This window comes from Arthrobacter psychrolactophilus, assembly GCF_003219795.1.
GTDB classification, from domain to species: Bacteria; Actinomycetota; Actinomycetes; order Actinomycetales; family Micrococcaceae; genus Specibacter; species Specibacter psychrolactophilus.
This window is the reverse complement of the sequence record NZ_QJVC01000007.1, coordinates 103,892-118,865: the sequence shown is the minus strand read 5'-3', so window position 1 is coordinate 118,865 and position 14,974 is coordinate 103,892. Positions and strand designations below refer to the sequence as shown.

Here is a 14,974-nt window from a genome sequence, read left to right as displayed (position 1 = left end):
CGAGCACCTGGCACATATCGCTGAAGGCATCGAAGATTCCGGCCATACCCGCCAGGAAGCCGCCTCCCTGATCACCACACCATAATTTCCACCAAAACCCGCTAGACTTGATTTACTATGGCCAAAACGACTGACACAGCATCCAGTAACGCTGACGAACCCAAGCGTTCCCTCTTTTCTCGCAAGCCCAAGCCGGGTAAGCCGAATAAGGTCAAAAAGCCCAGCCGCGTCAAGCAAATGGTGGACATCTTCAAGATGACCCGCCGTTATGACCCCATGATCACATGGCTCATGCTTGGCGCCTTCCTGGGCTTGATCTTGGTTTCCCTCCTAGTGACCTTGCTGGTTTCCCCCGGCAACTGGATCACCGGTTTGCTCATCGGCATCCCGCTGGGTCTTCTCGGTGCGTTGCTGATCATGTCACGCCGCGCCGAGCGTGCCGCTTACTCTCAGATTGAGGGCAAGCCCGGTGCAGCAGGAGCGGCCTTGAGCTCGCTCAAGCGTGGCTGGATCTTTGACGAGCAGCCTGCTGCGGTTAACCCGCGTACTCAGGACGTTGTGTTCCGAGCCATCGGTAAGCCCGGTATCGTACTGGTCACCGAAGGCCCTTCCACTCGCGTGAAGAGCCTGGTTGATGCAGAACGACGCCGCCTCTCCCGTATCTTGCCTAACGTCACCATCACGGTCATCGAGACTGGCAAGGGCGAGGGTCAGACCTCGATCGCCAAGGTCACCAAGCAGATGAACAAGCTCAAGGGTGAACTGACAAAGGTTGAGGTTAGCACTGTCAACAAGCGCATTACTTCCTTGGGAAACAAGCTGCCGATCCCGAAGGGTATCGACCCGAACAAGGCACGTCCGGACCGCAAGGCGGCTCGCGGCCGCTAAATCAGCGCCAACATTTTCGAGAATAACGTAGGCCCGGCAGATTTCTGCCGGGCCTACTGCTTTAAGTTATGCTCTGTAACACTCGCGAAGCTTCAGAATCGCCTGAACGGGCATCCCTGCGCCGCTGTCTCGGCACAAAAAAGGTGCGGCCCCGAGACACGCCCGGAACCACACCATAAATAAAATTAGCGACGAACAAGAATGGTCTTCATGGCCTTGTCATGGAGTCCACGATGGTCAGCGTCGGTGATGATGACCGGGATCAAGAGACAGAGCAGCACAGCGCGAACCACGCCTGCCAGCAGGCCTGGAGGTCCGCCGTCGATACTCATCACCTGAATACCCATGATCCTATGGCCCACGCTGTATCCGAGGGTTCCCACGAGAAGCATTTGCTCAATGGCGAAGATGGCCAAGATCGCGGTGGGGTCTGCGTTGAAGAAGGCAATCGCAATGAGATGCGACAGTCCCCAGTCGATGCACAAGGCCACGATTCGTCGGCCCGCCCTCGCCATGGAACCTCGGCCAGATTCTGGCAAACCCAACCGTTCGCCTGGATATTTGGATATATTGGACGTGTCCGGCCCTGAGAGCCACGAACCTATGTCTTTACGATCTACCACCCCTCCAGACTACCGCCGCGGCGTCAAAGCCCGAACTTTCGCACTTTTGGAGGGCTTGTAACCTGCCGGAAACAATTCGGACACGATCAAGTAACGGGCTAGTTCTAGGCTGGACACAGTTGCACAGGCACCATGGCCGCACCCAGCGGCCACAACCCACAGCGCCGAGGAGCGTAGATGTTCAAGAACGCGGAAGAAGTCCTTCAGTTCATCAAAGACGAAGATGTAAAATTCGTCGATATTCGATTCACAGATTTGCCCGGAGTTCAGCAGCACTTCAATGTGCCCGCCAAGACAGTGGACCTTGACTTCTTCGTCAACGGCCAGCTCTTCGATGGTTCCTCCATCCGCGGCTTCCAGGGTATTGCCGAGTCGGACATGCAGCTGATCCCGGACCCCAAAACCGCATTTGTGGACACGTTCCGCAAGGAAAAGACCCTTGCACTGAACTTCTCCATCGTGAACCCCCGCACAGGCGATCCGTACCACCGCGACCCGCGTGGCGTAGCCGAAAAGGCTGAAGCTTACTTGGCTTCCACCGGCATTGCCGACACCGCATTCTTCGGTGCCGAAGCTGAATTCTTTGTCTTCGACAACGTTCAGTACGAATCTTCACCCCAGGGTTCCTTCTACAAGATCGATTCCGAAGAAGCTAACTGGAACACGGGCCGCGAAGAAGTTGGCGGAAACCTTGGTTACAAGACCCCCGTCAAGGGCGGTTACTTCCCGGTTGCGCCGATTGACCACCAGGCAGACCTGCGCGACGCCATGTGCATCGAACTCGATGCCGCTGGCCTCGAAGTTGAGCGTTCACACCACGAAGTTGGTGCCGCCGGTCAGGCTGAAATCAACTACAAGTTCAACACGCTGGTTCACTCAGCTGATGACTTGCAGAAGTTCAAGTACGTCATCAAGAACACCGCATGGGCCGCCGGCAAGTCCGTCACCTTCATGCCCAAGCCGGTCTTCGGTGACAACGGTTCAGGCATGCACTGCCACCAGTCACTCTGGAGCAACGGCGAGCCGCTGTTCTACGATGAGAAGGGCTACGCCGGTCTGTCCGATATGGCTCGCTGGTACATCGGTGGTCTGCTCAAGCACTCCTCCGCTGTCTTGGCCTTCACCAACCCGACGGTTAACTCCTACCGCCGCCTGGTCAAGGGTTTCGAAGCTCCCGTGAACATGGTTTACTCGCAGGGTAACCGCTCTGCCGGTATCCGTATCCCGATCACCGGTTCCAACCCGAAGGCCAAGCGCCTCGAGTTCCGCGCACCGGACCCGTCCTCCAACCCGTACCTGGCCTTCTCGGCTCAGCTCATGGCTGGCCTTGACGGAATCAAGAACCGCATCGAACCCCCGGCTCCCATCGACAAGGACCTCTACGAGCTCCCCCCGGAAGAAGCCAAGGACATCCCCAAGGCTCCCGAGTCGCTCGAAGAAGCACTCATCGCCTTGGAAAACGATAACGAGTTCCTTCAGGCCGGTGGCGTGTTCACTCAGGACCTGATCGATACCTGGATCGACTACAAGCGTGAATACGAGATCAAGCCGCTCTCACTGCGCCCGAACCCGTACGAGTTCGAGCTCTACTACGGCTGCTAAGCCTCATAGCTAGACAACATTGAAGGGCCGGAACATTTTATTCCGGCCCTTCAACGTTTAACGATCACCTTTTAGAATGGGCAGTACATGATGTGTTGCGGCCCGGAGCGGCCACCTAAGTAGCGGCCACTGTCGACGAACCCAGCCTTGAGATAGGCCGCATGGGCAGCCGTATTTCTCTCGTTGACACCCAAGACAACTCCCGTTGCAGGCAGTCCGAGGTCCGCCACCAGTTCCCTGGAAAGCTCGACGGCGGCTCGAGTCGCCGCGCCGCCGTAGCCACGTCCTTGTTCGCGGTGATCAACAAGGAATCCGCGTAAGAGCACAGCAGCATTGGCATCCGGCCACCCAGTGTCTGTAGCCGCGCCTACGTGCAGCACTCCCATTCCGACGACCCGAGCCTCGGAGCCCACATGTGAACCCTCCACAGCGGCTTCAGCGGCCGCTGAGACCACGATGGCGAAAGGGTGCCGGGCAGGATCATCCAAGGCCAGCTGAGCCATCTCGGTGGGCTCACCAACAAAGGCGTCCTGGCCGGCCGCTAGTTCTAGCCCGGCGATGCCTTCTCGGAGAGCATCTAGTTCCGGTTCCATAAGGTTTTTCAACGGCAGCAGTCTGAGCGTCGGCACGGAGGTCATCATGCCTCCAGCCTAGACGGCGACGGTGACAAGGCCGTAAAGTGATGCCGCGTCCACGAAAAACCGCCGGAAAGTGATGCCGCGTTGGAAGGGGGCTAGAAGATGGACCAGCCGGTTCGGCTTGTGAACGCGTCAAGGGCGGCAATGCCGGCCACGGAGTTGCCGTTCGGGCCCAACGCTGGACCCCAGACCGTGATGGAACAGCGACCCGGGATAATCGCCACGATGCCACCACCCACACCACTCTTGCCCGGCAACCCCACGCGGTAGGCGAACTCCCCCGCCGCATCATAGGTGCCGCAGGTCAGCATCACGGCATTCACACGCTTGCTTTGATTCGGACTCAGGAACGGAGATCCTCCCGCTGAGACACCCTGACGGGCCAGGAACAGTGACGCCTTGGCCAGATCCTCACAGTTCATCTCCATGGCACACTGCTTGAAATAGTTCTCCAACACCAGATCCACGGGATTCTCTAGATTGCCGTAACTGGCCAAAAGATGCGCCATGGAGGCGTTGCGGTGTCCATGATCGGCCTCGGAGGCGGCCACGACGGCATCGATGTCGATGGACGCGTTGCCTGATTCACTGCGCAACAGCCCGCGCACCGAACCTGCCGCGTCACCTGTGAGCGTCAGCAGTCGATCCGTCACAACGAGCGCCCCGGCATTGATGAAGGGATTACGCGGGATGCCGCGATCGGCCTCGAGCTGGATCATGGAGTTAAAGGGCGTGCCGGAAGGCTCCCGGAAGACGCGCTTCCAAATCGACTCATAGTCGTAGGACATCACGAGCGCGAGCGAGAAAACCTTGGAAATACTCTGGATGGAAAAAGGGGTGCGCCAATCCCCCGCCCCATAAATGGAGCCATCGGCCATGGCCACGCACATGCCAAAGTTATCGGGCGACACCTCCCCAAGGCTGGGAATATAACTGGCCACCTCACCCTGCCGGCACAAAGGTGCCACAAGATCGGCAATCTCGTGCAGAATGCCTTGAAGGTCTTTCATTCCCGCTCCCAACTGAAGTGTGCACGCCGTCGTGCATTAAAAAGAGGGGCGACTGGCACATAGCCAGCCGCCCCCGAAACGCGATAAATCTTTAGAGAACCTTCGCCAGGAACTCCTGCAGACGGGGCTGCTGAGCGTTACTGAAGATCGCCTCGGGGCTGCCCTCTTCACAAATGTAGCCGCCATCCATGAAGATGACACGGTCAGCAACTTCGCGAGCGAAGCCCATCTCGTGCGTGACAACCACCATGGTCATACCTTCCGCGGCCAGGTCACGAATAACCTGCAGCACCTCGCCCACCATTTCGGGGTCAAGCGCGCTGGTGGCCTCATCGAAGAGCATGATGCCGGGGTTCATGGCCAGCGCACGGGCAATCGCCACACGCTGCTTCTGACCACCCGAGAGCGACGCCGGACGGGCATCAGCCTTCTCGGCCAAACCCACACGCTTGAGCAGTTCCATGCCCTTGGCACGCGCGGCAGCCTTGTCCAACTTCTTGAGCTCGACAGGGGCCAGCATGATGTTCTGGATGACAGACATGTGCGGGAACAGGTTGAAGTGCTGGAAGACCATGCCGATGTTCTGGCGGACGGCGTTGAGATCAACCTTGGGGTCGGTCAGGTCAAATCCATTGACCGTCACGGTGCCGCCGGTGATGTCTTCGAGCTTGTTCAGGCAACGCAGGAACGTGGACTTTCCCGAACCTGAGGGGCCAATGACACACACGACCTCACCCTCAGCAATATCAACATCGAGGCCCTTGAGAACCTGGTTGGAGCCGAAGGACTTCTTCAGTTCGCGGACACTGATTTTCGCGGTTTTTTCGCTGACGCTCATTTGTTGAACTTCCTGTCCACGACGTTGGAGAGTTGGGTCAAGATCGTGATGACGATGAAGTACAGCGCGGCCACGATCAGCAAGGTTTCACCTGTACGGAAGTTGGAGGCGTAAATCTGCTGCCCCTGGTACGTCAATTCCGCGAAGCCAATCACGGCCAGCAAGGAGGTGTCCTTCAAGGTGATGACGAACTGATTAATGAACGACGGCGTCATGATCTTCACAGCTTGCGGCACCACGACACGGCGCATCGAGGTGACGTAGCCAAGACCCAGGCTACGGCTAGCCTCAAGCTGACCGGAGTCAACGGACTGAATACCACCACGGACGATCTCGGTCATGTACGCACCGGCGTTCAGGCTCAAGGTGATCACACCGGCCGTCAAAACGTCGATGGGCTGTCCCGTCATCTGCGGCAGACCAAAGTAGAAGAAGAAGGCCTGAACCAGCAACGGCGTGCCTCGGAAAATCGCCACGTACACTGTGGCCACTCCGCGCAGAATCTTGCTTTCGGAAACCTTGAAGAAGCCGAAGAGAACACCGAGCACAAGGGCAATCGCGAGGGAGAGTGCCGTGGCAACGAGGGTCAACCACAGGCCCTTCATGAGCGAGGGGAAGCTGTCCTTGACGAGCTGGAAGAAGCCGCCGTGCTCAACAGCCTCGGTCTTAGCGAGGTACTTGTCCAGAATTGCCTGGTATTCGCCGTTAGCCTTTAGATTGGCCAGACCCGTGTTGAACGCCTGCAGCAGTTCCTGGTTTTGCCCCTTGTTGACGGCGAAACCGTAGGAACTACCCTGCTCCTTTTCGGTGACAATCTTCAGGCCGTTGTTCTGGCCAACACCGTAGGCAAGCACCGGGTAGTCATCGAAGACGGCGACGGAGTTGCCGGCCTTGACATCGTCATACATGGTGGCAGAATCGGCCAGGGCCTTGACCTTGAAGCCGTACTGATCCTTGATGGAGTTAGCGAAGGTCTCACCTTCGCTACCGCGCTTGGCGGTGACGGTCTTGCCCTTGAGCTCTGCATAGCTCTTGATCTCTTCGTTGTTCTTTGCGATGGCCATTTGCACGCCGGAGTCAAAGTACGGATCGGAGAAGTCAAAGATGTTCTTGCGTTCATCTGTGATGGACATACCAGCGATGACACCGGCCACCTGGTTGGACTGCAGGGCCTGCAGGGCAGCATCGAAGCCCAAGGACTTGATGTCTGCTTCGAAGCCCTGATCCTTGGCGATGGCACGCAGCAGGTCCATGTCGATACCCACCAGCTCGCCACTGCCGTCACGGAATTCAAACGGGGCAAAAGTGGTGTCTGTGGCGATGGCAAACTTCTTGCCCGCCAGATCGGCACTCTGCACGCCGTGTTCCTGAATGGCGGGGGCCGGCACGCTCAACGCCGAGGCGCCAACCACCCCAAATGCCATAAATACGACGGTAAAGAAGGCGGCGAGAGCGGCAAAGGCGCCGCCTCTACGCCGCCGTATCGGCGGAATCCTCAGCATAAAATTTCCCTCACAAAGGTGTCGCGCCCCCTGTGGGGCGATGGAATTACCCCTTGACGTTACAGCGTTTGGCGCCGTCATGCGACACGCACCACCTTTGGGTAGCAGTCAGCCTCCCTAGAGCCAACTCATTCCACCCCTTAGGACGGGCACGCCACGCTAGGCTAGCTGTGGCCTACGTTATGTCACCACCCCGCATTGGAGAAGAAACCACATGATCAAGCCCAACGTCATCCTCATTTGTGTCGACGAATGGCGTGGCGACTGCCTCGGTGCCGAGGGGCATCCCTATCTGCAGACCCCGCATCTGGATGAGCTGGCGTCCAAGGGTGCCCGCTTCCGACACGCCTACTCGGCGACCCCCACCTGTGTGCCTGCACGGGTGGCCTTATTTACCGGGCAGTCTCAGGAGCGGCACGGTCGTGTGGGGTATGAGGAAGGGGTGAAGTTCGACGACGCCCATCCCGTCACGCTGGCCGGAGAGTTCCGTCGGGCTGGCTACCAGACCCAGGCCATTGGCAAACTGCACGTGTATCCGGAGCGTAATCGTGTGGGCTTTGACGAGGTCATCTTGCACGATGGCTTCTTGCATCACGCCCGGCGGGAACATCGACGCGACTTTAAGTTCTTTGACGACTACGTTCCGTGGCTGCGGCGCCAACCCGGCGTCACGGCCGACGAGGAGTACTTTGACCATGGCGCCGGGTGCAACTCCACGGTGGCCCGGCCATGGGATAAAGCCGAACGGCTCCATCCCACGTCGTGGACGGGCTCGCAGGCTGTTGAGTGGCTGTACCGCCGCGATACCACGGCGCCGTTCTTCTTGTACCTGTCCTTTCATCGTCCGCACCCACCGTACGATCCGCCGGCATGGGCTATGGACATGTATCTGGATCTGCCCGCCTTTGAGCGCAGGCTTGGCGATTGGGAGCACCACTACGAATCAGTGCGAACTAATGGCCATCATCAGTTGTCTTTCGGCGCACTGGCGCCAGCGGTCACCCACCGTGCGCGGGCCGGTTACTACGGGCTCATGACGCAGATCGACATGCAGTTAATGCGGGTCTTCGAGGCCTTGAACGAGTTTGGTCTAGCCGATGACACCATCGTGGCCTTCACCTCCGACCACGGTGAAATGCTCGGCGATCACGACTTTTACCGCAAGGCCGTCGGTTATGAGGGTTCCGCCCGTGTGCCCTTGATCGTCGCCCCGGCCCCCAACGATCCCGCCGCCCTGCGCGGGAGTGTCGTCGATGAGGTGGTGGAGCTGCGCGACATCATGCCCACGCTGCTGGATCTGGCAGGAGTCCCCATCCCGGAGAGCTGCGACGGGAAGTCACTCGCGCGGTTCCTGCACGAGTCCCCCGCCGACACGGTCGCACCCGAAGAGGAACCGTGGCGCGAGTGGCTTCATGGCGAACACGTGTATTTTGGCCAGTCGCTGCAGTGGGTGACCGACGGTCACGTGAAGTACCTGTGGGCCTCGGAGTGGGGCAGCGAAGAGCTCTTTGACCTCGACGCCGACCCTGGCGAGCTGCGGAATATCGCCCCGCTTCCCGAGTATGCCGAGCTTCTGAAGCTGTGGAAGGGCCGGCTCATCGCAGACCTCACCGGGCGTGAGGAAGGATTCGTGCGCGACGGCGAACTGGTCACCGGGGCACTGGTGGTCACCATGCTGTCCCACACTCGCGCCCTCCTGTCGGCTTAGCTTCTTTCCTCCGCGAAAAAGGCTGGGTTCCTGCACCTTTGCTTTGGTGAAGGAACCCAGCCTTTTCCTGAGCCTGAACTCTGGCACGAATGCGAGTAGTCCTACTCGGGAATAGCTGCGGCTGGCGCCGTCGTGGCGGGCGGAACCACAGCAACCGGAACAAATGCCACGCCAAAGATGTGAATGTTGGCGTTGCTGGGCAATGTCACCATGCTGACGGTCTTGGCCGGGTCAATGGCGATGGTGTTCGTGAACAGACGATAGGCAACATCTTGGTTCATGAACCCTGTCGGCGTGTTACGGCCCATGGTGGTCTTTACCAGCGTGGCACCATGTGCCGTGGGTTCCTGGAAGCCCCAGTTCGGGAAGCCGAAGGTTCCTTTTGAACTTGATCCATCGGTGTAGTGCACTGTGGTTTCACCCGAGGCACCATTGGCGACACCGGCACCCAGGAAGGCCAACTTGCTACCCTGACCGGTGAGCTTGAAAGTTTGCCCGCCGCCTGTGACGTTGTCCGGCTTGCCTGCTTCGGCAGCGGGCCAGGTGAATTCCGTGCCAGCGGCCTTGATCGTGGCACCCGGTGTGACGCCTTGCTCAGCAAGGCGCTCACGGGAGAAACTGTTCTTCTCCCCGTCGTAGTTGCCCTGGGCAGTGGTGCCAAGTGTTGTCGTGCCAACGTTGTTGAAAAGTTCGGCAAGGGATCCCGAAATGGTGCCTGTGAGCTGATTGCGCTCCACGAAGGACGTCTTCACACCGTCACCGCCAGCGTAGGAAGCCGTGGCGGTGAAGCCTCGGGTGACCGAACTGGCGGGACTATTGGGCACGTGAATTTCGCTGGTCACTGTGGTGGTGGCACCGGGGGGCAGTGCTGCGAGAGTGTGGGTGTCCGGGTACAGCGACCAGTTGATGGGCCCGGTGACCTTGACTTGAACCTTCGTCATGGCCTTGCCCGAGGTGTTCTGTAGCGTCACGACAATGTCCGAGATAGCCGGCCCTTCAAGGTCAACTTCGGCAATGGTCATGACCAACGCGGAATTGCTTCCCTCGGCCTCCGCGGGCGTGCTGATGACCGCCATGCCGCCACCAAAAACCAACGCAGTCGCCAGCATGGCAATGATTGCTCGTACTTTTTTCATTTCTTAGTTGCTCCTTTCTGAGGAAATTCTTAGACCACTGCTGGCATGTCGAGGGCAACTGAATCCAGACCAACGCGGGGGCGGACCCAGCCGCCGCGCGTGAAGTCGGGAATGTCCACCGGACGGCCGCCGTCGGCCAGAGACTGCACACTCAGGGGCACCGGCGCACACCAGGCGGCTGAATCGTAAACGTCGATGTCCGGGACGGTGCCGGTCCGCATGGACTGGATGGTGCGCCACTGCAGGATGTAGTCCATGCCGCCGTGGCCGCCGTTGGCAGCCGCGTCGTCGCCCACCTTCTTCCACAGCCAGTGATCAAACGAGCCGCGCGAGGGAGCGAAGTCAGCCCAGTTGTGGCCGCCGTGGTCCGGTTCCAGGTAGACACGTGCGCCAGTGCTGCCACCCCCGGCGTAGTCCTCAAATATCCCGCGGCTGCCGGCCAGACTGTTGATCCGGCTGTAGGGACGCGGGGTGGAGACGTCGTGTTCGGCGCGGATGATCCGGCCCTTTTCGGTGCCGATCATGCAGGTAACGAGGTCACCATTGATGTACTCCTCGTTCCACGAACGGTGCCCCTTGGGGACTTTGCGAGCACGATAATCCGCCAGGCCCTTGGGAGGGGTCGCAGTAGCGGAGAGCGTCTTCATGCGGTCGCCGCGGTTGATGTCCATAGCAGCGGCAATGGGGGCCAGACCGTGCATGGCGTAGAAGCTGGCGGTGCTTCGCGTGTGCCATTTCCGCCGCCAGTCGTCGGTGTAATAGCCGTCCGCGAACAAGAGCTCACGCAGGTCATGGAGGTAGCCACCGTGGCCGTTGGTGACATCTCCGAAGACCCCCTCATGAGCCATCTTGAGCATGGCCAGTTCATTGCGGCCGTAGCTGCAGTTCTCCGCAAGCATGAGATGCTTGCGCGTCCGCTCGGAGGTGTCAACCAGGTCCCACAGCTCGGCGAGCTCGGTGGCAACAGGCAGCTCCACCATGGCATGGGCGCCGGCCAGCATGGCGGCCTTGCCTTGTTCGTGATGGAACTCCCACGGAGTGGCGATGTACACCAGGTCCAGGTCCATAGTGTTCAGCATCGTCTTGTAGGCATCAGCCGTGCCGCCGAAGTCTGCCGGGCGTGGCCGTCCCCTGTTTTGCAGATTTGCAGCCATGTTAGTTGCCCGGTCCTTGCGAATGTCACACACGGCCACGACGGTGGCACCGGGGACGGCCGACCAACCTATGCTCATACTGTTGCCCCGGTTTCCCACGCCAATCACGCCCACCCGCACGGTTTCATGGCGCTCAAAGGGAACGCCAATCATGGTTTCCTGGCCGGGCGGACGTCCTAGCGGGTTCTTGTTGGCTAGGGAACTGGGTGCCATCGCCGCCATGAGCGTCGTTGCTAGCGCACCTCCCAAGACCGTTCGTCGAGAAGCCGTGGATAGTTGAACCATGAGCAATCCTCCTGCAAGAATCCCAGCCCACAGCTGTGCTGCTGAATGTGGCTGGATTGGTGAGTGATGCCTATCAATGTGACATGGCTCATACTTCCAAGCGCAAACTCCGAATGTCAATTGATGACTAATACTGACCAATAAAACGCATCATCAATCATAGTCCTGGAACAATTTCTCACAACCGCGAGCGTCGCCACGCACGACCACCCAGGAGGACAGCCTCAGCAGGAACGCAAAATTGTTATGGATAACTTCCACGGTGCCGGGATTCCGCGGCTAGGCACCCCGCAGCCTGGGCAGGAGTAGCGGCGAGCTGGATGTCTCCGTGAAATAACTACGGCCGCTTGAGAGGGCGATCAATTCATGAGCATCCACGGGTTTCCGGCTCAAAGATGCTGAATAGAACCCGAAGATTCTATCCCAATTGTCCACAAATGATTGAAATTGTTTGATATATACATCCGATGTTTCGTCATCAGGACGTCCCCGTCGCCACCTCACAACGGGGAATGGCTGGTGCCGAGCTACCCGTAAAACAGGCGTTCAAACACGGCCCGGGCGCGGCGCGTCAAGCTCAGGTAGTTCTCCTCGAAGACCGCGGCACTGCCCTGCTCATAACCGCAGAGCCGAGCAACAGCCTCAAGATCACGCCGTGCTGTTGGCAAGAGATCCGAGGGTGTGCCTGTCCACATCACGTTGGCATTGCGAATGCGTCCGGCGAGCCGCCACGCACTCTCGAGGATCTCGGCGTCGGCCGCGTCCACGAGCCCCAACGCCTGCGCCGCATGCAGGGCCGGCAGTGTCTGCGTGGTGCGCAGCTCCGCGTAGGTATGCGCATGCTTGAGCTGCAAGAGTTGGACCAGCCACTCGACATCGCTGAGCCCGCCACGACCCAATTTAACGTGCCGGGCAGGATCCGCGCCACGAGGGAGGCGTTCGGATTCCATTCTGGCCTTGATGCGCTTGATCTCTCGCAGACCGTCCTCGGACAGCGACTGCGGGTACCGGATGGGATCGGCCATGGCCACGAAGCCCTCCGCCACGGCATCCGATCCGGCCATGGGCAGGGCCCGCAGCAATGCCTGAGCTTCCCAAGTGGATGACCAGCGGGCATAGTATTCCCGGTAGGCCTCCAGCGATCGCACGAGGGGCCCGTTGCGACCTTCGGGGCGTAGGTCTGCATCCACGCTGAGCACACGTTCGGCCTGGATGGCAGGACGCAGCGGAGCCGTGAGTAGCGCCGTCAGCCGTTGCACGATGGCCTTGGCCTGTTGCGTTGCGGCCTCGTTCTGGCTTTCCGGCAAGTCGGCCACGGGCTGGTGCACAAACAAGACATCGGCATCGGAGCCGTAGCCAATTTCGCGGCCGCCCTGACGGCCCATCGCCACCACCAAGACCTGGGTCAGAGGTTCGCTTCCTGCGTAGATCTCTTCCTCGGCCACCATGAGAGCCCCGAGGACGGCGGCCCGGTCGGTGTCACTGAGCGCTGCGGACACCTCATCCTGAGCGAGCAAGCTGCAGCTATCGGCGATGCCGATGCGCAGAATCTCACGCTGACGCAGCAAACGGATCAAACGAATAGCCTCGGAGCCCTCGCGGTGCCGGGACAATTTCGATTGAATCTCTGTCCACTGAGATTCAAAGCTGACGGGCACCAATTCCTTAGAGTTCCCCAACCATGCCGTGGCCTCGGGCGAAACCTCCAGCAAGTCACTGACGAGGCGGGAGCTCGAGAGTAAATAGCACAGGCGCTCGGCGGCGGCCTGATGGTCACGCAGCATGCCGAGGTACCAATGGGAGGTTCCTAGGGCATCACTGACGCGGCGGAAGGCGAGCAATCCGGCGTCGGGATCAACACCGTCTGCCAACCAGCCAAGAAGCACAGGCAGCAATTGACGTTGCAGCGCGGCACGCCGGCTCACTCCGGCGGTGAGGGCCTCGATGTGGCGGGTCGCACCGGCAGCATCTCGGTAGCCCAGGGCTGCCAGGCGGGCCCGTGCGGCATCCGAGGTCAAGGCCGCATCCTCGGCGCTGAGGTGCGCCGCCGTGGCCAGGATGGGTCGGTAGAAAATTTGCTCATGCAAGGAGCTGACGGAGCGTTTGACTCTCGCCCAGTCGGCCAGCAAGGAGTCGGCACTGGGCCGTTTCAAACTCAGGGGCCCCTCGAGGGACCTCGCCAAGGCGCGTAACTGCTCCGGAGCCGTCGGCATCATGTGCGTCCGGCGCATCTGAACCAGCTGAATGCGGTGCTCCAAAACACGCAAATAGGTGTAATGGTTGCGCAGCAGCGCCGCGTCGGTGCGGCCGATATAGCCGGCCTTCGTCAAGGCGTCGATGGCAGCTGTTGTGGAGCGAATCCGCAGGCTGGGATCGTTCTTGCCATGGACAAGCTGCAGGAGCTGGACGGTGAATTCAACATCGCGCAAACCTCCCTTGCCGAGCTTGATCTGGCGATCGGCCTCCGAGTCGCGAATGTTGGCTGTCACGCGACGGCGCATGGCCTGCACAGATTCGACAAAGCCCTCTCGCTCGGAGGATGCCCAGATGAGCGGGGCTACAGCCGCCTCGAAGGACTCCCCCAGGCTCTGATCGCCCGCGATGGTGCGCGCCTTCAAGAGTGCCTGAAATTCCCAACTCTGGGCCCATCGTTGGTAGTAGGCAAGATAAGAGTCAAGGGTTCGGACCAGTTGCCCGTCTTTCCCTTCTGGCCGCAGGTTGGCGTCAACCTCCCATAGACCAGGCTCCCGCTCGGGCGCGTAGATGGCGCGTGAGAGTGCCGTGGCCATAGCGCTTCCCACCTTGACAACCTCACCCTCATCGAGCACCGAGGCTCCCGTAGCAGGGTCCACCACCGACTCCACGACATACATGACGTCGACGTCGGAGATGTAGTTCAGCTCGCGGGCGCCACATTTGCCCATCCCCAGGACGGCGAAGCGCACTGCGGCTACCTTGTCGGACCCTTGGGCCTCGCCCACTTCTGCCCGAGCCACCGCGAGGGCGCCCTCGAGGGCGGCCGCGGCCAGGTCGGCGAGCTCGGCACCGACAAGGGGCATGACCGACTGGGGCGAGGCCGCACCCAAATCACGTACGGCTAGCTCGCACAGGTGCCGTCGATAGCGGCTGCGTAAAGCCAGCCGCGCGGTGATTCCCGTCATCGCGGCCGTGGGCATCTCGGCCGCGGTATCGGCTCCGACGGCACGCAGTACAGAGGCCCGGAGCCCCGCCGCGTCTGCGGCCATCGGTTCAATGGACGGCACGCCATCGACGACATCCAGATGCTCCGGATGCCGCATGAGAAACTCGGCCAGAGCCTCCGAGGCTCCCAGCAGGCGGAAGAGCGACTCGTTAGAGATCGGCTCGCCACCTTCTGGATCGGCCATGGTGAGCTTGGTGCGGGCCTCCGGCACGGCACTGAGCAACCGCACGAGCGATTGCAGAGCCAAATCCGGATTGTCGGCAACCGACAGGGCATCCAGCAATGTCCCCTGGTCGATGTCGGCCAGCTCGGAGAAACCCAGAAACCGCTCGGAGGTTTCTAGGTCAGAGAAACCACGGGAAATGAGGGTACGGGTCAACGAGCTCAT

11 protein-coding genes are annotated in these 14,974 nt (G+C 60.2%); 3 read left to right on the top strand and 8 right to left on the bottom strand.

Going from position 1 to position 14,974, the window contains the following annotated elements; translation table 11 throughout:
* The first annotated feature begins 117 nt into the window (after window positions 1–117).
* Window positions 118–888 carry a DUF4191 domain-containing protein gene (locus tag CVS30_RS09820; protein ID WP_110485152.1) on the top strand — a complete coding sequence of 257 codons (771 nt, stop codon included), beginning with the start codon at window positions 118–120 and terminating at the stop codon, window positions 886–888.
* Between the two features lie 185 nt (window positions 889–1,073).
* Here the strand turns inward: CVS30_RS09820 and CVS30_RS09815 are convergent, their stop codons facing one another.
* Window positions 1,074–1,511 (bottom strand): RDD family protein, encoded by a 438-nt coding sequence (locus tag CVS30_RS09815; RefSeq protein WP_110485151.1) that lies wholly within the window; start codon window positions 1,509–1,511, stop codon window positions 1,074–1,076.
* Window positions 1,512–1,688: 177 nt separating this feature from the next.
* Here CVS30_RS09815 and glnA point away from each other — a divergent pair, with 177 nt between their 5' ends.
* Window positions 1,689–3,113, top strand: a complete 1,425-nt coding sequence (gene glnA, locus CVS30_RS09810) for a type I glutamate--ammonia ligase (protein ID WP_110485150.1) — start codon at window positions 1,689–1,691, stop codon at window positions 3,111–3,113.
* A 71-nt stretch (window positions 3,114–3,184) separates the two neighbouring features.
* On the opposite strand, the gene CVS30_RS09805 is transcribed toward glnA, so the two are convergent.
* The 4 genes from CVS30_RS09805 to CVS30_RS09790 all read right to left on the bottom strand — a co-directional run bounded on the left by CVS30_RS09805 (window position 3,185) and on the right by CVS30_RS09790 (window position 7,101).
* Entirely contained in the window at window positions 3,185–3,754 is a 570-nt protein-coding gene (locus tag CVS30_RS09805) for a GNAT family N-acetyltransferase (RefSeq protein ID WP_245934534.1), read from the bottom strand.
* Window positions 3,755–3,846: 92 nt separating this feature from the next.
* Window positions 3,847–4,761 carry a glutaminase gene (locus CVS30_RS09800; protein WP_110485149.1) on the bottom strand — a complete coding sequence of 305 codons (915 nt, stop codon included), beginning with the start codon at window positions 4,759–4,761 and terminating at the stop codon, window positions 3,847–3,849.
* Window positions 4,762–4,852: 91 nt separating this feature from the next.
* Window positions 4,853–5,599, bottom strand: coding sequence for an amino acid ABC transporter ATP-binding protein (locus CVS30_RS09795; protein WP_110485148.1), 747 nt, complete (start codon window positions 5,597–5,599; stop codon window positions 4,853–4,855).
* Window positions 5,596–7,101 (bottom strand): amino acid ABC transporter substrate-binding protein/permease, encoded by a 1,506-nt coding sequence (locus CVS30_RS09790; protein WP_245934533.1) that lies wholly within the window; start codon window positions 7,099–7,101, stop codon window positions 5,596–5,598. The genes CVS30_RS09795 and CVS30_RS09790 overlap by 4 nt, the downstream gene beginning before the upstream one ends.
* Before the next feature lie 214 nt (window positions 7,102–7,315).
* On the opposite strand from CVS30_RS09790, the gene CVS30_RS09785 reads away from it, so the two are divergent.
* Window positions 7,316–8,809, top strand: a complete 1,494-nt coding sequence (locus tag CVS30_RS09785; RefSeq protein ID WP_110485147.1) for an arylsulfatase — start codon at window positions 7,316–7,318, stop codon at window positions 8,807–8,809.
* A gap of 101 nt (window positions 8,810–8,910) precedes the next feature.
* On the opposite strand, the gene CVS30_RS09780 is transcribed toward CVS30_RS09785, so the two are convergent.
* From CVS30_RS09780 to CVS30_RS09770, 3 genes are all read right to left on the bottom strand, one after another.
* Window positions 8,911–9,945: a beta-sandwich domain-containing protein gene (locus tag CVS30_RS09780; protein ID WP_110485146.1), complete on the bottom strand. Its 1,035-nt coding sequence runs from the start codon at window positions 9,943–9,945 to the stop codon at window positions 8,911–8,913.
* Between the two features lie 29 nt (window positions 9,946–9,974).
* The gene (locus CVS30_RS09775) at window positions 9,975–11,384 is read right to left on the bottom strand and encodes a Gfo/Idh/MocA family protein (protein ID WP_110485145.1); all 1,410 of its coding nucleotides are present in this window, start codon (window positions 11,382–11,384) and stop codon (window positions 9,975–9,977) included.
* 527 nt (window positions 11,385–11,911) lie between these two features.
* Window positions 11,912–14,974 (bottom strand): bifunctional [glutamine synthetase] adenylyltransferase/[glutamine synthetase]-adenylyl-L-tyrosine phosphorylase, encoded by a 3,063-nt coding sequence (locus CVS30_RS09770; protein WP_110485144.1) that lies wholly within the window; start codon window positions 14,972–14,974, stop codon window positions 11,912–11,914.